The organism is Adlercreutzia sp. St.1H8, from assembly GCF_059728655.1.
Genome location: NZ_AP039376.1, coordinates 1,505,600 through 1,525,289, shown reverse-complemented (window position 1 = coordinate 1,525,289; position 19,690 = coordinate 1,505,600). Strand labels below are relative to the sequence as shown.

General features: G+C 69.4%; 13 protein-coding genes. 11 read left to right on the top strand and 2 right to left on the bottom strand.

Features of this window, described 5'->3' with window-relative positions; translation table 11 throughout:
- The first annotated feature begins 50 nt into the window (after positions 1–50).
- Positions 51–587 (top strand): gamma carbonic anhydrase family protein, encoded by a 537-nt coding sequence (locus tag AC6I0Y_RS05845; RefSeq protein ID WP_497730076.1) that lies wholly within the window; start codon positions 51–53, stop codon positions 585–587.
- Between the two features lie 148 nt (positions 588–735).
- Positions 736–1,668: a PLP-dependent cysteine synthase family protein gene (locus tag AC6I0Y_RS05840; RefSeq protein ID WP_160710337.1), complete on the top strand. Its 933-nt coding sequence runs from the start codon at positions 736–738 to the stop codon at positions 1,666–1,668.
- Between the two features lie 522 nt (positions 1,669–2,190).
- On the opposite strand, the gene AC6I0Y_RS05835 is transcribed toward AC6I0Y_RS05840, so the two are convergent.
- Together AC6I0Y_RS05835 and AC6I0Y_RS05830 are read right to left on the bottom strand one after the other, a co-directional pair.
- Positions 2,191–3,567, bottom strand: coding sequence for a hypothetical protein (locus tag AC6I0Y_RS05835; protein WP_497730073.1), 1,377 nt, complete (start codon positions 3,565–3,567; stop codon positions 2,191–2,193).
- Positions 3,568–4,228: 661 nt separating this feature from the next.
- Positions 4,229–4,429 carry a helix-turn-helix domain-containing protein gene (locus AC6I0Y_RS05830; protein WP_497733652.1) on the bottom strand — a complete coding sequence of 67 codons (201 nt, stop codon included), beginning with the start codon at positions 4,427–4,429 and terminating at the stop codon, positions 4,229–4,231.
- Positions 4,430–5,047: 618 nt separating this feature from the next.
- On the opposite strand from AC6I0Y_RS05830, the gene ilvD reads away from it, so the two are divergent.
- The 9 genes from ilvD to AC6I0Y_RS05785 all read left to right on the top strand — a co-directional run bounded on the left by ilvD (position 5,048) and on the right by AC6I0Y_RS05785 (position 19,326).
- The gene (gene ilvD / locus AC6I0Y_RS05825; RefSeq protein ID WP_497730071.1) at positions 5,048–6,721 is read left to right on the top strand and encodes a dihydroxy-acid dehydratase; all 1,674 of its coding nucleotides are present in this window, start codon (positions 5,048–5,050) and stop codon (positions 6,719–6,721) included.
- On the top strand, positions 6,718–8,760 hold the full coding sequence (gene ilvB, locus AC6I0Y_RS05820; RefSeq protein WP_497730070.1) for a biosynthetic-type acetolactate synthase large subunit: 2,043 nt from the start codon (positions 6,718–6,720) through the stop codon (positions 8,758–8,760). The genes ilvD and ilvB overlap by 4 nt, the downstream gene beginning before the upstream one ends.
- Positions 8,757–9,239 carry an acetolactate synthase small subunit gene (gene ilvN, locus AC6I0Y_RS05815; RefSeq protein ID WP_160710515.1) on the top strand — a complete coding sequence of 161 codons (483 nt, stop codon included), beginning with the start codon at positions 8,757–8,759 and terminating at the stop codon, positions 9,237–9,239. The genes ilvB and ilvN overlap by 4 nt, the downstream gene beginning before the upstream one ends.
- A 126-nt stretch (positions 9,240–9,365) precedes the next feature.
- Positions 9,366–10,358 carry a ketol-acid reductoisomerase gene (ilvC, locus tag AC6I0Y_RS05810; protein WP_497730068.1) on the top strand — a complete coding sequence of 331 codons (993 nt, stop codon included), beginning with the start codon at positions 9,366–9,368 and terminating at the stop codon, positions 10,356–10,358.
- Between the two features lie 335 nt (positions 10,359–10,693).
- A complete protein-coding gene (gene serC, locus AC6I0Y_RS05805; RefSeq protein WP_160707528.1) occupies positions 10,694–11,776 on the top strand; it encodes a 3-phosphoserine/phosphohydroxythreonine transaminase in 1,083 nt (360 codons plus the stop codon).
- A 538-nt stretch (positions 11,777–12,314) separates the two neighbouring features.
- Positions 12,315–14,006, top strand: coding sequence for a SulP family inorganic anion transporter (locus tag AC6I0Y_RS05800; RefSeq protein ID WP_497730066.1), 1,692 nt, complete (start codon positions 12,315–12,317; stop codon positions 14,004–14,006).
- Between the two features lie 761 nt (positions 14,007–14,767).
- On the top strand, positions 14,768–16,348 hold the full coding sequence (gene serA, locus AC6I0Y_RS05795; protein WP_497730065.1) for a phosphoglycerate dehydrogenase: 1,581 nt from the start codon (positions 14,768–14,770) through the stop codon (positions 16,346–16,348).
- A gap of 112 nt (positions 16,349–16,460) precedes the next feature.
- A complete protein-coding gene (locus tag AC6I0Y_RS05790; RefSeq protein WP_160707522.1) occupies positions 16,461–17,981 on the top strand; it encodes a 2-isopropylmalate synthase in 1,521 nt (506 codons plus the stop codon).
- Between the two features lie 82 nt (positions 17,982–18,063).
- Complete coding sequence (locus AC6I0Y_RS05785) at positions 18,064–19,326, top strand: dicarboxylate/amino acid:cation symporter (RefSeq protein ID WP_497730062.1); 1,263 nt, start codon at positions 18,064–18,066, stop codon at positions 19,324–19,326.
- Positions 19,327–19,690: the final 364 nt, after the last annotated feature.

Below are 19,690 nucleotides of genomic sequence, written 5' to 3'. Positions count from 1 at the left end.
CGTCTTCCGCATCCTGACGCTTCTGCGGTCCCTGATTGAAAGGATCTCCCATGAACTACGATCGCCTGGTCGTCGACCCCTCTGCCCGCATCGCCCGCAACGCCGTGGTCATCGGCGACGTCACGCTGGGCGCCGACTGCACGGTGCTGTTCAACGCCACCCTGCGCGGCGACTGTCGTGGGCGCATCGTCGTGGGCGAGCGCACCAACATCCAGGAGCTCGCCTGTATCCACGTGCCGCTCGACGGCGACACCGTGGTGGGCAGCGACGTGTCGGTGGGGCACGGCGCCATCCTGCACGGCTGCGTCATCGGCGACGGGACGCTCGTGGGCATGGGCGCCACGGTGCTCGACGGCGCGCGGGTGGGGCGGCGCTGCCTCATCGGCGCCGGCGCGCTCGTGACCGGTAGCGCCGACATCCCCGACGGGATGCTCGTGGTGGGCAGCCCCGCCAAGGCCAAGCGCCCCCTCACCGACGAGGAGCTGGCCGGCCTGGCGGAGAACGCCGCCGAGTACGTGGCCATCGGTCGCGAGCTGGCGGCCCAAGGGCTGCTGGCCGAGGGCGCCGCGCCCAACGCGTCCTGCTAGGCGCGGCGCGTCCGGCCGGCCCCGAGGCCGCGCTCGCCCCTGCGCCCAGCCGCGCCGCTCGGCGGCCCCGGGGCCGCCGGATCGACGGGGCGGCGGCCAGGCAGTGGTAGAATCGGCGCCGACAGCCGACGCTCATGAAGGAGCCCTGATGATCTACGACACCGTCCTCGACGCCATGGGCCGCACGCCCCTTATCCGCCTCAACCGCCTCTGCGAGCCCGATGCGGCCGAGATCCTCGTCAAATATGAGGGGATCAACGTGGGCGGCTCGGTCAAGACGCGTACCGCCTGGCAGATGATCGAGGCGGCTGAGAAGCGCGGCGACATCGGCCCGGACTCCATCATCGTCGAGCCGACGAGCGGCAACCAGGGCGTGGGCCTGGCGCTCGTCTGCGCCGTCAAGGGCTACGCGGCGCGCATCATCATGCCGGACTCCGTCTCCGAGGAGCGCCGCAAGCTCGTGCGCCACTACGGCGCCGACGTCATCATCGTCCATGACGACGGCGACATCGGCAAGTGCATCGCCGAATGCATCGCTACCGCCGAGCGCCTGGCCGCCGAGGATCCGCGCGTCTACGTTCCCCAGCAGTTCGAGAACGAGGACAACCTCCTCGCACACAAGTACCACACCGCGCTCGAGATCGTCGAGGACGCGGAGGGGCCCATCCACGGCTTCTGCTCGGGCATCGGCACGGGCGGCACCATCTCCGGTATCGGCCAGACGCTCAAGCGCCTCTACCCTGACGTGGAGATATGGGCCGTCGAGCCGGAGAACGCAGCCATCCTCTCGGGCGGCGGCATCGGCACGCACCTGCAGATGGGCATCGGCGATGGGCTCATTCCCGCCATCCTCGACCAGGGCATCTACGACGACATCTGCATCGTGTCGGACGAGGAGGCGCTTGCCTGCGCCCGCGAGCTCGCCCGCGAGGAGGGCCTCATGGTGGGCGTCTCGAGCGGCACCAACGTGGCCGCCGCGCGCCGCCTGGCCCGTAAGCTGGGCCCCGGCAAGACGGTGGTCACCCTGCTGCCCGACACCGGCGAGCGCTACTTCTCCACCGAGCTGTTCGCGGGGGAGTAGGCCGCCCGGCGCCCGGCGCCTGGCGACGCGCTGCGTGCTGGCGCGAGCTGTGAGGCGTCAGGCACTCGGGCGGGCGCTCTCGCGCTCCACGCTCGGGGCAGGCGCGCAGCGGCTCACTGCCAGCTTTCGGCGCTTTTTTGGCACAGATCGCGAGTTCGGTACGGTCGAGCCCCCTGAAAAGGGGGCTCTTCTTGCGTTATGCGCACGTGCGAAGACGACGACCTGGGGAAATGCGATTGCCCGACGGGCACAGCCGGCATCGCAAGGGCTGGCGACCGTACCAAACTCGCGATCTGTGCCAGAATCGGCGGGATTCCTGGCAGTGACAGCCGCTTTCCGGCGCGTTTCCGGCGCAAATTCGTGTTTTGGCAGGGTAAAAGCTCCCTCTCGCGGAGTGCTTGCCAGGTGGGCGCAAGGAACGGCAGGCGCTGGCCCGGCAAGCCCTCCGAGACACTTGGGGCTGTGCGGGAGAACGGCCGCGCCAATCCTATTAGGCGACGGTGGCGCGTCCTTTCTGGCGCGCTAGGCTCTCGTGTAAGAGTAGAGGGCGTCGGAGGCGCCGAGCACCTCGTCGAAGGTCCAGCTCTCAGCGCTGCGCTCGGAACTGGACGGATCCACCAGCACGAGCAGGCTGTGCTCGTTGATGCCGGTGAGCACCACGCAGGATGTGTGCTCGTCGAAGGTGCCCGCGCGCGTCACGCACACGACGGGCTGCCCGTTGCCCAGCGCCTGACGCAGCGCGAGCGCATCGGGCTCAAGCGCCTGGGCGACAAGGCCCGCGTCTGCGGCGCCGTCGGTAAGCAGGGCTATCACGTCGTCGCGTGCCGGGGAGGCCACGCGCGCGGTCTCGGCCCAGCCGGCGAAGTCGAGCGGCGTGCGTGAGCGGTCGCCCGTCTCCTCCACGTAGACCATGCACAGCGCGCACGGCGCCGCGCCTGACTCCCCGATGGTGGTCACCCCGTAGGGCGCGCTGCCCCAGCGCTCGTCGCCCTGGTAGATAGCGGGCACGACGCCGCGCGTCCAGCCGCCGCGGGGCGTGCTCACGTCAGGTTTGAGGTCGGCGGCGAAGTACTGCTGGGCGTCGGCGCTGCGCACGGGTGCGATCCACGTGAAGGCGATGACGGCCGCCATGCACAGGAGTCCGGCGAGCCCGATGGCGAAGGCCCAGGTGAGCCGCGTGCCCGGCGCATGGGGCGCAACGAGGGCCGAGGCGGCGGGGGTGTGGGCCTGGTGGGCGGGGACGTAGAAGCCCTCGATCGTGGTGGCGCCGCCGCGCCGAGTGGACGCGAGCGTCCGAGCCGGGCCGAGCAGCAGGTCGCGGGCACGCTCGGCGAGGGACTTGTCGGCGCGGTCGGCCTGGGCGAGCCCGCGGCGCAGGGTTCGGCCGAAGGCGGCGGGGGAGGGGAGGCGCTTCCCGAGCGCGGAGGCATCGGCGTCGGCGCAGGCCGAGGGGTCGGGCGCCTGCGCCGACGCAGGGCCGCTGTCCTCGGCGATGCCGGCGGCCGCGCGCATGGCGGCGCCCACGGGGGCTGCGTCCGTGACGGCCGTCGCATCGTCCTGCGCGATCGCGCCCCGGCCCGCGACGGGCAGGGCGCCGTCGCCTTGCGGGGTCGCCGCCTGGCTCGCTGCGGCGTCGTTGCTCATGGGGGCGCCTGCTGTCCTCAGTCCGGCCTCTCGGCCGTCGGTGCCGACCGCCTCGGCGACGCAGGCCGTGGCTGGCTCGTCGACGCCGACCTGCGTCACGCCGTGCCTGTCGATGCGCGCGGAGCGGCGGAAGGTGACGCCTTGGGCGTTCTTGGCTCGGCGGCGCGTGGGCTTCTTGCGGGCGGGATGCGCCGGCTCCTCGGCGCGGGTGAGGGAGAAGGGGCGGGATGAGTCGGCTCGACGACGGGTCGGCATGGCTCCCTCCTCTCGGTGACGCGGTGGTACTCGCAACCGAGCATAAGCCGCTGCCCCGCGCGCCTGCGGGCGCGTCGCTGTCCCCGTTGGCAACCCATGGCCGCGCCGTAACCAGCTGGTAAGGTGTCCTTCCGCCCACCGTGCCCGCCGTCTCATCCTTGCGCTTATCAATGTCCAGGGTGCTCAATCGGATAGCGTTGCCAGCATCTAGCACCAAGCAAGAGGGGGCGCTATGGCTGATATCCTCCTCCGCGGCTTGATCCTGCCCTCAAAGAAGAGCTCGCGAGCCGTGCAGCACGCAGCGGACGCTCTCAGCAGGCGGGGCCAAGACCATCCTCGAGTCGTCCTGCGTGAGGGCGCGCGCGACTGGGTCTCGCTTCTCGCGGGCGCGCGCAGTGCCGTCGGGGGCGTTGAGCTTGAGCTGCCGGAGCGTCATCGATGCGGAGGAGTGGCTATGAGGTATGCGGTCGACACCAATGTGGTGTCCGAGCTCATGCGGCCCCATCTGGATTCGGCCATCGAGGACCTCATGGTTGCCTCCATAGCCCTGCCTAATGACGACATGCTCGCCACGCGCAACACGCTAGACTTTGATTATCTTGACGCCCCCTTGAGAACCCCTTCGAACGGCATGCCAACGCGCAGGGAGGCCCAGTCTCGGTTAAGGGCGAGGCGGCTGCTCGTGCTCCTCGGCAAAGAGGAGGGAGGGCTCTATCTCCAGGGCGTCGGCTATTTTCTCTACGTTCTTAAGGCTCACGTTTATGCGGAGTTGCTCGATGCCTCCGATATAGGTGCGATGCAGCCCGCACCTCTCTGCCAGCTGTTCTTGGGTGAGGTGTGCTTGACGGCGGTAGTGCCGCATATTGGTCGAGAACGTCTCGAGAATGCCCATAAAACCGCCTAGCTCGATAGTTAGTACGGTCAAATTCTCAAGAAGCGCTATATATGAATCGACAGAATATATGTAGCATTTGAAGATATATTCTGCGCAACCGCATCTCGGGGGAAAGAAGGGGAGAGCGTACGGCCTCACCTGAGGGATCCTCTTTCCAAGTACTGTCCCCTCCCTTTGGTGGTACATCCGCTGCCCTAGGATCGCAAGGGGCGGCAAGCCGCCCCTCGCGGAAATGCCCCTTGCGTTCGGCGAATCGTGGAGTATACTGCTCAGCCATAAGTTCATACCTCCAAATGCGTTGACGAGGAGCGACGGGGCGAACCCACCTTCCCAGAGAGCCGGCGGCTTGTGGAAGCCGGCGGTGGACGAACTGAGCGTCTCCTCCGAGCAGTTTGGCGTGAACGCCGCCGCGGCCGCCGGGCTCACCGCCGGGTCGGGGCGCGCAAGTAGCACCGGACCGGCGACACCGTTATCTGTCGTGGCATGCTCCCGCGGCCCCGTGCCGTGGCGCATCTGCCTTCCCTGGCCCGTTGCAGCTTGCACGGGTTTTTCTTTTTCCGGCGAGGGAAGGAGCGAGCGATCACGATGGATCTGCGCAGCGACCAGGTGAAGCGGGGCACGGCCCGCGCGCCGCACCGCAGCCTGCTCAAGGCGGACGGCATCACCGACGAGGAGATGGAGCGGCCCTTCATCGCCGTCATCAGCTCCAAAAACGACATCATCCCGGGGCATCTCAACCTGGACAAGGTGTCCGAGGCCGTGAAGGCCGGCATCCGCATGGCCGGCGGCGTGCCCTTCGAGGTGTCCACCATCGGCGTGTGCGACGGCATCGCCATGAACCACGAGGGTATGCACTACTCGCTCGTGTCGCGCGAGGTCATCGCCGACTCGGTGGAGTGCGCCGTGCAGGGCCACGCCTTCGACGGCGTGGTGTGCATCCCCAACTGCGACAAGGTGGTGCCCGGCATGATCCTGGGCGCCCTGCGGGTGAACGTGCCCACGGTGTTCGTGTCGGGCGGCCCCATGCTGCCGGGCGTCCAGCCGGGCGGCGCGGGCCCCACCACCGACCTCAACACCCTCTTCGACGGCGCCGCTGCCGTGGCGGCCGGCTCCCTGACCGCCGAGGAGCTGGCCTTCTACGAGGACACGGCGTGCCCCACTTGTGGCAGCTGCTCGGGCATGTTCACGGCCAACTCCATGAACTGCCTGTGCGAGGCCTTGGGCATCGCCCTTCCCGGCAACGGCACGGTGCCGGCGGTGTACTCCGAGCGCATCCGCCTGGCCAAGCACGCCGGCATGAAGGTGATGGAGCTCGTGGAGGCGGGCACGCGCATCGGCGACATCGTGAACGCCGCGGCCATCCACAACGCCATGGAGTGCGACATGGCCTTCGGCGGCTCCACCAACACGGTGCTGCACCTGACGGCCATCGCCCAGGCGGCGGGCTGTCCCGTCACCATGGACGACTGGGATGCGGCGAGCGCCCGCACGCCGCACCTGGTGAAGCTCCAGCCGAGCGGGCCGCGGCCGCTCATCGACCTCTACCACGTGGGCGGCGTGCCCGTGGTGATGGGCGAGCTGGCCGCCCTGGGGCTGCTCGACGAGTCGGCCCTCACCTGCATGGGGCCTCTGCCCGACTACCTGCGCGCCTGCTGCCCGCCGGCCGACGGCGAGGTGTGCCGCCGCCATGACGACCCCTTCTCGGCCGAGGGGGCCCTGCGGGTGCTCCACGGCAACCTGGCGCCGGACGGGGCCATCGTGAAGAAGGCCGCCGTCGACCCGTCCATGATGCGCCACACCGGCCCGGCCCGCGTCTTCGACTCCGAGGAGAAGGCCTGCGCCGCCATCGACGGCGGGGCCATCCGCGCCGGCGATGTGGTGGTCATCCGCTACGAGGGCCCCCGGGGCGGGCCGGGCATGCGCGAGATGCTCACGCCCACGAGCGCCATCTGCGGCATGGGGCTGTCCACCTCGGTGGCCCTCATCACCGACGGGCGCTTCTCCGGTGCCACCAAGGGCCCGGCTGTCGGCCACGTGAGCCCCGAGGCCGCGGCCGGCGGGCCCATCGCCCTTGTGGAGGAGGGCGACTCGGTGACCGTGGACATCGAGGGCGGAGTGCTCACGCTCAACGTATCCGACGACGAGCTGGCGCGGCGTCGCGCGGCCTGGCAGCCGCCGGCGCCCAAGCACGACCACGGCGTGCTGGCCAAGTACGCGCGCCTCGTCACGTCCGCAGACAAGGGGGCCTACGTCTCATGACCGATCCGAGAAACGACACTGCCGCGGAGCCGACCCGTCCGGCGCGCGACGCCGCGGAGCCGGCGCGGCGCAGCGCCGCGAGCGCCGGGGCGTGCCGCGGCCTGGGCTCGCGCACGGCCAAGGAGGGCCGCGTCATGCGCGGCGCCGAGGCCGTGGTGGCCTCGCTGGAGGCCGAGGGGGTCGACGTGGTGTTCGGCTACCCCGGCGGCCAGGCCATCAAGCTCTACGACGCGCTCTACGACTCCGAGCAGATCACCCACGTGCTCGCCCGCCACGAGCAGGGCGCCGTGCACATGGCCGACGGCTACGCGCGCTCCACGGGGCGTCCCGGCGTGGTCATCGTGACCAGCGGGCCGGGCGCCACCAACACCGTCACGGGCATCGCCACCGCCTACATGGACTCGGTGCCCCTCGTCATCATCACCGGCCAGGTGGGACGCGGCGTCATCGGCACCGACTCGTTCCAGGAGTCCGACATCGTGGGCATCACCATGCCCGTGGTGAAGCACTCCTTTTTGCTCCAGAGCACCGACGAGCTCACCCGCACCGTGCGCGAGGCCTTCCACATCGCCGTGACGGGCCGCCCCGGGCCGGTGCTCATCGACGTGCCGAGCGACCTGGCGGGGGAGGAGATGACCTTCTCCTATCCCGACGAGGTGAGCCTGCCCTCCTACAAGCCCACCTACCGCGGCAACGCGCGCCAGGTGCGGGCCGCCGCGCGCCTGCTCGAGGAGGCCGAGCGCCCGCTGCTCTACGTGGGCGGCGGCGCCGTCATCTCCGAGGCGTCCGAGGAGGTGGTCGCCCTCATGGACCGCATGGACGTGCCGGCGGTCACCACCCTCATGGGCAAGGGGTCGGTGCCCTCCTCCCACCCGCTCAACCTGGGGCCGGTGGGCATGCACGGGGCCAAGTACTCCAACATGGCCATGACCGAGGCTGACGTGCTCATCGCCTGCGGCGCCCGCTTCTCCGACCGCGTGACCGGGCGCCTGTCGCGCTTCGCCCCCAACGCGCGCATCGTCCACATCGACATCGACCCGGCCGAGATCGGCAAGGTGGTGCAGGTGGACGTGCCCATCGTGGGCGACCTGAAGGGGGTGCTGGCGGCGCTGATCAGCCAGCTGGACAAGGACGGCGCCGAGCCGCGGGACGCCGAGTGGGTGGCCGACCTGGCGCTCTGGCGCGAGCGCTATCCCTTCTACCATCCCAACGTGCGCGACGCCGCCGACGAGGTGATACCGGAGCTGGTCATGGCCGAGCTCGGCCGCCAGCTCGACCCGGAGCGCTCCATCATCACCACCGAGGTGGGGCAGCACCAGATGTGGGCCCACCAGTTCCTGCCCCGCGAGCACCCGCGCACCTTCCTCTCGTCGGGCGGGCTGGGCACCATGGGCTTCGGGTTCCCGGCGGCCCTCGGCGCGGCCGTGGCCCGTCCTGAGGCCCAGGTGGTGTGCGTGGCCGGCGACGGCTCCTTCCAGATGAATCTCCAGGAGATGGCCACCGCCACGGCCAACGGCGTGCCCGTGAAGGTGATGATCATGGACAACCGGTGCCTGGGCATGGTGCACCAGTGGCAGAAGCTGTTCTACGACGGGCGCTACGCCGAGACGCTGCTCGACCCGGTGCCCGACTTCGTCAAGCTGGCCGACGCCTACGGCTGGGCCGCCGAGCGGGTGGAACGTCCCGCCGATGTGGCCGGCGCCATCGAGCGCATGCTCGCCGCGCCGGGCCCCTACCTGCTGGACGTGGCCATCTCACCCGAGCAGAACGTCTACCCCATGGTGGCGCCGGGGGCCGGCCTCGACGACATCATGGGCGCCATCGACGTGGCCGTAGGTGCCGTGCGCACGGCTATGCCCGGCGTGGCCGACGCCCCGGCCTCGTCGCCCTGCGCCCAGATAGACGCGCAGTTCGGCGGCCGCTGGGAGTCGGGCCCGGAGGATACCGGCGCGCGGCTGGGCCAGGACGGCTCGCCTGCGGCGGGGGATTGGCGGTCCCACGTGCGAGCTCAGGCCGGCGGGAAGGGAGGCGCCTCATGAGACACGTGCTCTCGGCGCTCGTCGAGAACAAGCCCGGCGTGCTCTCGCGCGTGACCGGGCTCATCTCGCGGCGCGGCTTCAACATCGAGTCGCTCTCGGTCGGCCCCACCGAGGACCCCACCATGTCGCGGGTGACCGCCATCGTGCGGGCCGACGAGGTGGCCTACGAGCAGATCACCAAGCAGCTGCACAAGCTCATCGACGTCCACAAGATCACCGACCTCACCGACGAGGGCGCCATCGAGCGCGAGCTGGCCCTGTTCAAGGTGGCCGCCACGCCCGAGCGGCGCAGCGAGATCATCGAGATAGCCAACATCTTCCGCGCGAAGATCGTGGACGTGGGCCGCGCCTCGCTCACCATCGAGGCCACCGGCGACGAGGCCAAGCTGGCGGGCCTGGAGGACCTGTTCCGCGCCTACGGCATCAAGGAGATCGTCCGCACCGGCAAGATCGCCATGAGCCGCAACGCCAAGGACTAGGCTCCCCGGCGCCGGCGGACGGCTTCGCGCAGGAGCGCCCCGGCCCCCGGGCCCTGCGAAAACCCCGGGCCCCGTGCCCGACCATCATAGACAACGGCATTCGACGAAAGGAAAAGAGGAACCGACATGGCCGTCACCATCTACTACGAGCAGGACTGCGACCCCTCCGTCATCCGCGGCAAGAAGATCGCCGTCATCGGCTACGGATCCCAGGGTCACGCCCACGCCCTCAACCTGCGCGACTCCGGCTGCGACGTGCGCGTGGGCCTGCGCGAGGGCTCGTCGTCCTGGGCCGCGGCCGAGGAGGCCGGGCTTGCGGTCAAGACCGTCGAGGAGGCGGCCGAGGAGGCCGACCTCGTCATGATCCTCGTGCCCGACGAGCTTCAGCCCCAGGTCTACGAGGAGCAGATCGCCCCGCACCTGCACGCTGGCGACACCCTGGCCTTCGCCCACGGCTTCAACGTGCACTACGGCTACATCACCCCGCCCGAGGACGTGGACGTCATCATGTGCGCCCCGAAGGGCCCCGGCCACATCGTGCGCCGCCAGTTCACCGAGGGCTCGGGCGTGCCCGATTTGGCCTGCGTGGCCCAGGACGCCAGCGGGAGGGCCTGGGACACGGCGCTGTCCTACTGCTGGGGCGTGGGCGGCGCCCGCTCGGGCATCATCAAGGCCACCTTCGCCCAGGAGACCGAGGAGGACCTCTTCGGCGAGCAGGCTGTGCTCTGCGGCGGCCTCGTGGAGCTGGTGAAGGCCGGCTTCGAGACGCTGGTGGAGGCGGGCTATCCGCCGGAGCTGGCCTACTTCGAGTGCTACCACGAGATGAAGATGATCGTCGACCTCATGTACGAGAGCGGCATCCACTTCATGAACTACTCCATCTCCAACACCGCCGAGTACGGCGAGTACTACGCCGGCCCCAAGGTCATCAACGAGCAGAGCCGCGAGGCCATGCGCGAGATCCTCGCCCGCATCCAGGACGGCTCGTTCGCCCGCGCGTTCATGGCCGACTGCGCCGGCGGCCATAAGTGGCTCCTCGAGCAGCGCGAGGCCATCAACGCCCATGAGATCGAGCAGACCGGCGAGCGCATCCGCCAGATGTTCTCCTGGACGAGGTAGGGCCCGCGAACCCGCCGGGGCGGGGCTCCGCCTGAGGGTCCCGGCGGGCCGCAGTCCCCGCCTGCGTCGGCCCGCCCGCCGGGCTCGGGCGAAGGAGGGGGGCGCCCGCGGCGAGGGGGGTGCCTGCGTTCCCGCCTGCCGGCCTCGCCCGAGGGCCGCAGCACTCGCCCGCCGGCCCCGCCTGCGCGGGCGGTGGGCCTCCGTCCGCGCCGCTGGGCGACGCCTGGGGCCGCGCGGGCCTTGGCGCCGCCTCGGTGGTGCTACGATGGAGCGGCGCTGACGCGCTGAGGAGGCCTGGGCCGCGTCCCGGCCGCACCGGAGACGAAGGAGCGAACATGGGTAGGGTTTACAACTTTTCGGCAGGACCGGCGGTGCTGCCCGAGGACGTGCTGCGCCAGGCCGCGGCTGAGATGCTCGACTACGACGGCACCGGCATGTCCGTCATGGAGATGAGCCACCGCTCCAAGCCCTTTGCGCAGATCATCGAGACGGCCGAGGCCGACCTGCGCGAGCTTCTGCAGATTCCCGAGAACTACCAGGTGCTCTTCCTCCAGGGCGGCGCCACCCAGCAGTTCGCGGCCATTCCCATGAACCTCATGCAGAACAAGGTGGCCGACTACATCGTGTCCGGCTCCTGGTCCAAGAAGGCCTTCAAGGAGGCTAAGCTCTACGGCGACGCCCGCTGCGTGGCCTCGTCGGAGGACGAGAACTTCTCCTACGTGCCCGACGTGGACGCCATCCAGTTCTCGCCGGACGCCGACTACGTCTACATCTGCCAGAACGAGACCATCTACGGCACTCGCTACCCCAAGCTCCCCGACACCGGCGACATCCCGCTCGTGACCGACGTGAGCTCCATGTTCCTCTCCGAGCCGATGGACGTGTCGAAGTTCGGCATCGTCTACGGCGGCGTCCAGAAGAACATCGGCCCGGCCGGCGTGACCATCGTCATCGTCCGCGACGACCTCGTGCGCGAGGACGTGCTGCCCTTCACTCCCTCCATCATGCGCTACACCACCCAGGTGAAGGCCAAGTCGCTCTCTAACACGCCGCCGGCCTACGGCATCTACGTCTGCGGCCTCGTGTTCAAGTGGCTCAAGGCCCAGGGCGGCCTGACGGCCATGAAGGCCCGAAACGAGGAGAAGGCGGCCATCCTCTACGACTACCTCGACCAGTCCGCGCTGTTCAAGGCGACGGCTCGCACGGAGGACCGCTCGATCATGAACGTGCCGTTCGTCACCGGCTCCGACGAGCTCGATGCGCTGTTCGTGGCCGAGGCCAAGTCCCACGGCATCGAGTCCATCAAGGGCCACCGCTCCGTCGGCGGCATGCGCGCGAGCATCTACAACGCCATGCCGAAGGCCGGCGTGGAGGCGCTCGTCGCCTACATGGCCGAGTTCGAGAAGGCCCACGCGTAGGCCGAGGCTCCAGCGATCAACCCGGGAGGGGCGGACGTCGGAAGGCGGGCCGCCCCTCCTGCTTTCCTGCGGCCCTCCTCTGGCGCTCGCCCCGCCTCCTCCCGGCGCGCCCGCCCGTCGTCTGGCGCGCCGGATGGGCCCAAAGGGGATTTCCTGGCCATTTTCGCTATGGTTTCCGCGGGCATGCCCTCCCTATTCGCAAGGTTGTTCTCCTCTAGAAACTTCTGACCTGGGGAAATGCTGCCTAGGGGAGACGGTGGGCTGCCGACAGGGGCTGCCGGTTGCGTAAACCATGCAGAAATTGGCCAGAAACTTCTCTGGAGGCGCGGCAGGCCGCCTTCCGCGTCCGATTGCGCCAGCGAAAAGCGCTCGGCGACCGCTGGGGAGTCTGACGCGGGCGTGTGCGCGGGGGGTGGCGTAAAATGGCGAGCCCTGCCGCGCGCAGGAACACCACCCAGAGCAAAGGCGCCTCCTCTCCGATGCCGCGATGCGCATCGGCGGAGGCGTTGCGCCGCCAGCGACGACCCCGAGGAACCCCATGCAGCGCGATAAGATCAAGCCGATTCTGTTCAGCATCATCAAGCACACGCCTAAAGAGGAGATGCGGCGCCAGGTGCCCCGGGACATCCTGTCGGGCATCATGGTGGCCGTGGTGGCGCTGCCGCTGTCCATCGCGCTGGGCATCGCGTCGGGGGTGGGGCCCGAGCAGGGGCTCTACACCGCCATCGTCGCCGGATTCGTCATCGCGCTGCTCGGGGGCAGCCGCGTGCAGGTGGCCGGCCCCACGGCTGCCTTCGCCGCCATCGTCGCCGGCATCGTGGCGTCTGACGGCATGGAGGGGCTGGTGGCGGCCACGCTCATAGCTGGCGTGCTGCTCATGCTCATGGGCTTCCTCAAGCTGGGCGTCGTCATCCGCTACGTCCCCTACACCATCACCACCGGCTTCACGGCGGGCATCGCGGTGACGCTCGTCATCGGCCAGCTGCGCGACTTCTTCGGGCTCACCTACCCCGCAGGCATGCCGACCGTCGAGACGGTCGATAAGCTTGAGGCGGCGGCGATGAGCCTGGGAACGGTGAATCCCCAGGCCCTCGTCGTGGGCCTGGTGTGCCTGGTCATCCTGTTCGGCTGGCCGCGCGTCAGCCGCCGCGTCCCCGGCTCGCTCGTCGCGCTCGCCGTGGGCGTGGCGCTCGTGAGTGGGCTCGGCCTGGATGTGAGCACCATCGGCGACCTCTATGTGGTGAGCGGGGGTGTGCCTGAGTTCCACCTGCCGCAGCTGAGCCTCGAGCTGTTCCGCGACCAGCTGGCCAACGGCGTCACCATCGCCATTCTCGCTGCTATCGAGTCGCTGCTCTCGTGCGTGGTGGCCGACTCGATGATCAGCTCGCACCACCGCTGCAACATGGAGCTCGTGGCGCAGGGCGCCGGCAACATCGCCTCGGTGCTGTTCGGCGGCATTCCTGCGACGGGCGCCATCGCCCGCACCGCGGCCAACGTGAAGAACGGCGGCCGCACGCCCATCGCGGCCATGACCCATGCGGTGGTGCTGCTCGCGGTGCTGGCCTTCCTCATGCCGTACGCCGCCTACATTCCCATGCCCACCATCGCGGCCATCCTGGTTCACGTCGCCTACAACATGTCGGGCTGGCGTAACTTCGCGCATGTGTGCAAGACCGCCTCGCGCGGCGCCGTGGCCACGATGCTCATCACCTTCGCGCTCACCGTCATCTTCGACCTGGTGATGGCCATTGGCGTGGGCATGGTCATCACCGTGGTGCTCGTGCTCAAGATGGTGAGCGAGGAGACCGAGGTCAAGGGCTGGCGCTACTACTGCGACGAGAACTCGGAGGTCACCCACCTGCGCGAGCTGCCCAAGAGCGTGCGCGTGTACGAGATCAACGGCCCTCTGTTCTTCGGCATGACCGAGCGCATCGGCGACATCTCGGTGAAGGAGTTCACCAAGTACCTGATCATCCGCATGCGGGGCGTGCCCTCGCTCGATGCGTCGGGCATGAACGCGCTCGAGAACCTCCACGCCTACTGCAGCAAGAACGGGGTGAGCCTCATCATCTCCCACGCCAACGAGCAGCCGATGAAGACCATGCGGCGCGCCGGCTTCGTGGACCTGGTGGGGGAGGATCACTTCCGCGGCAACATCGATGACGCCATCGCCTTCGCCCGCCAGCTGCTCGACGAGGAGGAGCGCTCCGGAAAGCCGCCAGCGCGCTAGGCGGCGCGCGGTGGCAGGAGGGCGGCGCCGAAGAGGGCGCCGCGTTATCCGGGGAGGGGCGTCGGCAGGGCGATCGGGTCGTCTGGTTCGCCGTTGACAGACGGGCAACGGGCGGCCAGGTACGGAATTTTCGGATTTCTGGCCAATTTCGCCACGGTTTACGCATCGGCTTCGGCGTCTGGGCGACATTGTTTTCTCTGAGTAACTTCTGACCTGGGAAAATAGGTTCGAAGAGGTGAGTGAGGGCAGGTGCAGCCTTCTTCGGCAGCGTAAACCGTAGCGAAATTGGCCAGAAACTCCCCATCGGCCGTCAGGATCCCGCTGCGCGTCGCCCTGTCGGCCCCGCCGTGCGCCGCCGATCGCCCCAGGGCGGCCCGCGCCGGCGCCCATCGCCCATCGCCTGCCTGGCGCCCATCGCCTGCCCGACGCCTGCTGCTCCATCGTCCGCCAACGCCTGCGCGCCGGCCCCCCGCTCCATCGCCCGCCCGGCGCCCACCGTCCCATCGCCCGACTCCCTGCGCGGCCCCGGTAACCGGATGCGGCTGCCCTCGCCGCGCCCACCGCCCCATCGCCTGCCCCCCGGCCCCCACCGGCTCTGGCGCCCCCCCCCCTTCGCGCGCCCGTCGCCGACGGGGCAGGCCGCGACCTGGGCGTCTGCTCGCGGCTTGCGCCTGCGTGCGCTATCATCTCCCCGAGTGAGGACGGCCGCCCTGCGCGGTCGCCCGCCTTTGCCAGCGTAGTGAGGAAGGGGAGCGCACGCCATGACGCGCAAGAGGGTTCTGGTCACGGAGAAGATCGCCGACGAGGGTCTGGACATCCTGCGGCGCAAGGGCTATGAGGTGGACGTGCGGCTCGACCTGGCGCCTGAGGCCCTGGCGGCGGCCATCGCCCCCTACGACGCGCTCATCGTGCGCTCCCAGACCCAGGTGACGCCTGAGCTCCTGGACGCGGCCGGCAGCCTCAAGATCATCGGGCGGGCCGGCGTGACCATCGACAACATCGACGTGGAGGCTGCCTCTGAGCGCGGCGTCATCGTCTGCAACGCCCCCACCTCCAACATCGTCTCGGCCGCCGAGCACACCATGGCGCTGCTCCTGGCCTGCGCTCGCCGCCTGCCCCAGGCCAACGCGTCCATGCACGCGGGCTCATGGGAGCGCGCCGCCTTCACCGGCACCGAGCTCTACCAGAAGACGCTCGCCATCTTCGGCCTCGGCCGCATCGGCGGGCTCGTGGCCGAGCGCGCCCGCGGCTTCGGCATGCGGCTCGTGGGGCACGACCCCTACTGCAGCCCCGAGCGGGCCGCCGCGCTGGGTGTGGAGCTGTTCGACTCGGTGGAGGAGATCCTCCCCCTGGCCGACTTCATCACCGTCCACCTACCCAAGACCGCCGAGACCATGGGGCTTTTCGGCCCCTCCGAGCTGGCTGCCATGAAAGACGGCGTGATCCTCGTCAACTGCGCCCGCGGCGGCATCTTCGACGTGGCCGCGGTGGCCGACTTCGTGGCCGCGGGCAAGGTGGCCGCGGTGGGCCTCGATGTGTTCGAGGAGGAGCCCTGCCGTGAGAGCCCCCTGCACGAGTTCCCGAATGCCCTGCTCACGCCCCATATCGCCGCCGTCACCAAGGAGGCTCAGGTACGCGCTGGATCCCAGATCGCCGAGTATGTGTGGGAGGGCCTGGAGGGCTCCATCGTGCCCACGGCCATCAACGCCTCGCCGCTGCCGCCCGACGTGATGGACGCCGTCGGGCCCTACGTGCCCGCCTGCCAGATGGCCGGCCGCGTCATCGGGCAGATCCTCGGCGCCACGCCCAAGGCGCTGCATCTGGAGGCCGCCGGCTCCATCGCCGATGCCGATCCGGCCATCCTGCTCGCCGGCGCGCTCGACGGCATCCTGGCCTACCGCCGCATCGGCGCCGTCTCGGCCGCCAACGCCGCTGCCGTGGCCGACCGCCACGGCATCCACGTGGAGACCGAGGCCGTCCCCGAGGCGGGGGAGTACGCCTCGGCCGCGCGTGTGGCCGCCGACGGGGTGGAGGTGGGCGTCACCCTCTACGGCGCCAACCAGGCCGCCCGCATCGTCTCGCTGCTCGGCTATAAGATCGACATCGCGCCGGCCAAGCAGTGCCTCGTGTTCGAGTACGTGGACGCGCCGGGCCGCATCGGCGCCATCGGCACCATCCTCGGCCAGGCGAACGTCAACATCACCACCATGCAGATCGGCGACAAGCCCGCCGAGCAGTGCGCGCTCGTCTTCATGAACGTGGAGGGCGAGGTGACTGAGGAGATCCTTGCGAGCCTGCGCGCCGCCATCGACCTGAAGAACCTATGGTATATCTCCCTGTAGTAACCCGCTCTTAACATAAGAGGGCTATCGTGGCCCTGTATGCGCCGGCCTCCCTGCCGGCGTCCCGGCAAGCCGGGCCGAGGGGATGAGAGGAACGAGAAGGAGAACCGTCATGACCCGCAAGATCGACATCTTCGACACCACCCTGCGCGACGGCGAGCAGTCGCCGGGCGCCTCCATGAACACCGAGGAGAAGCTCGTCATCGCCCGCGAGCTTCTGCGCATGAACGTCGACGTCATCGAGGCGGGCTTCCCCATCTCGAGCCCCGGCGACTTCGAGAGCGTGCGCCGCATCGCCGAGCTGGCGGGCGACGACGCGGTGGTGTGCGGGCTTACCCGCGCCATCGAGAAGGACATCGACGTGGCCGCCGATGCGCTCAAGTACGCCAAGCGCCCGCGCATCCACACCGGCATCGGCGTGAGCCCGTCGCATTTGGCCGACAAGCTGCGCATCGACGAGGACACCTGCGTCGAGCGCGCCGTGGCCGCCGTCAAGTATGCCAAGCGCTACGTCGAGGACGTCCAGTTCTACGCCGAGGACGCCGGCCGGTCCGACTACGACTTCCTCGTCCGCGTCATCCAGGCCGTCGTGGATGCCGGCGCCACGGTGGTCAACATCCCCGACACCACCGGCTACTCGCTGCCCGAGGAGTTCGGCGCGCGCATCGCCTACCTCATGGCCAACGTGCGCGGCATCGAGAACGTCACCGTCTCCGTCCACTGCCATAACGACCTGGGCATGGCCACGGCGCTCGCCCTCGCCGGCGTGCGCAACGGCGCCACCCAGGTGGAGTGCACTATCAACGGCCTCGGCGAGCGCGCGGGCAACACCGCCATGGAGGAGGTGGTGATGGGCATCCGCATGCACGAGGCGGAGCTCGACGCCCACACCGGCATCAACACCCGCGAGTTCACCAAGGCCAGCCGCCTGGTCAGCTCCATCACTGGCATGGGCGTCCAGGCCAACAAGGCCATCGTGGGCGCCAACGCCTTCGCGCACTCCTCCGGCATCCACCAGGACGGCGTGCTCAAGAAGCGCGACACCTACGAGATCATCGACCCGGCCGACGTGGGTGCCGGCGCGAGCCAGATCGTGCTCACGGCCCGCAGCGGGCATGCTGCCCTCAAGCATCGCCTGGAGGAGCTCGGCTACGCCTTCGAGGGCGCGGAGCTCGACAAGCTCTACGAGGCCTTCCTCAACATGGCCGACAAGAAGAAGGAAGTCTACGACGAGGACCTCGAGAGCCTGGTCAACGAGCGCGGCCGCGAGGAGGACGCCCTCTACGTGCTCAAGGGCGTGCAGGTGAGCTGCGGGTTCCCGCTCAAGCCCACCGCCACCGTCACCCTGGCCGACCCCGAGGGCGCCGAGGTGACCGTCTGCGAGTACGGCACCGGCCCCATCGACGCCGTGTACAAGGCGGTCGACCGCATCGTGAAGGTGTCCAACGACCTCTCCGAGTTCTCCGTGAGCTCCGTCACCCGCGGCATCGACGCCCTCGGCGAGGTGACCGTGCGCGTGAAGGCCGCCAACGGCGAGGTCTTCACCGGCCGCGGCGCGGACGGCGACATCATCGTGTCGTCCACCAAGGCCTACCTGAACGCCCTCAACCGCCTGCTGGCGGGCAAGCGCTAGCCCATCCATCCGACCGTCTTCGAGGGGCGCCCCGAGGGGCGCCCCTTTTCGCCGTCCGCCCGCAGGGAAAGGAAGGAACCGCATGACCGAGACGACGCGCCCCGCAGCGCCCTGGCACCGGCGCCTCTCGCTCACCACCTGGATCTTCATCGCGCTCGTCTTGGGCGTGCTGGCCGGGCTCGCCCTCCAGGGAGCGCCCGAGGTGGCCGACACCTACATCAAGCCCCTCGGCACCATCTTCCTCAACCTCATCAAGATGATCGTGGTGCCCCTCGTGCTGTTCTCCATCATCGCCGGGGTGGTCTCTCTCGAGGACGTGAAGAAGGTGGGCGCCATCGGCGGACGCACCATCCTGTTCTACCTGGCCACCACCGCCTGCGCCGTGGCCCTGGGCCTCGTGTTCGCCAACGTGATGAACGTGGGCGCGGGCTTCACGCTCGACACGGCGGATCTCTCCTATGAGCCCACCGCGGCTCCCTCGCTCATCGACACGCTCGTCAACATCTTCCCCTCCAACTTCGTCCAGCCCATGGCTGATGCCACCATGCTCCAGGTCATCGTGATAGCGGTGGTGTTCGGGTTCGGCATCATCGCGGCGGGGGAGAAGGCGCGCGTGGTGGTGGAGTTCTCCGAGGCGATGTCTGAGGTGTGCATCAAGATCATGCGCGGCATCATCCTCGTGGCTCCCTTCGGCGTGTTCGGGCTCATCACGCCCGTCATCGCGAACAACGGCCCCGACGTGCTGCTGCCGCTCGCGTGGCTGGTGGCGGTGGCCTATGTGGCCATGGCCTGCCAGATCGCCTTCGTCTACTCTGGGCTCATCAAGGTCTTCGCCCGCAAGTCCGCTCGCTTCTTCCTCAAGGGCGAGTTGCCCGTCATGGGCTTCGCCTTCGCCTCGGCCTCGTCGGTGGGCACGCTGCCGCTCAACATGGAGTGCGCGGAGAAGATGGGCGTGTCGAAGGAGGTCAGCTCCTTCGTGCTGCCGCTCGGCGCCACCATCAACATGGATGGCACCGCCATCTACCAGGGGGTATGCGCCATCTTCATCGCGCAGGTGTTTGGCGTGGAGCTTACGCTCGGCCAGCAGCTCACCGTGGTGGCCACCTGCGTGCTCGCCTCCATCGGCACCGCCGGCGTGCCGGGCAGCGGCATGGTCATGCTCGCCATGGTGCTCCAGTCGGTGGGGCTGCCGGTGGAGGGCGTGGCGCTCGTGGCCGGCGTCGACCGCGTCCTCGACATGATGCGCACCGTGGTCAACGTCACCGGCGACGCCGCCGTGGCTCAGTGCGTCGACGCCATGCAGCGCCGCTCTGCCGCCCGCAAGGAGCGCACCGCCGCGGCTTAGGGGCTAGGCGCGGCTGGGGGACGGCCGCCGGCGTGAGCCGGGTCGGCTCCGCTCGACGCGCGCGGGGGACGGCCCGGCGCGGGGGCATCACGGGCTGCGCTCGACGCGTCGTCGTCGCGAGCCCAAGGTCTCGCTCCTCCTTTGGCTTGACCTCGCTTCGCTCGCGACGCCCCCGCGCCGGGCCTCAACGTGATGGAGCTGCTGCAGCGGCAAGGCGGGGAGGAGGGCGGCCGAGTCGGCGCAGCGAGGTCAAGCCAAAGGCTCGGCGAGACCTTGGCTCGCCGAGCCGACGCGTCGAGCGGAGTCGATTCGGCCGCCCTCCTCCCCGCCGTCCCCCAGCCTCGCCGTCTCCCGGGTGGTTTTC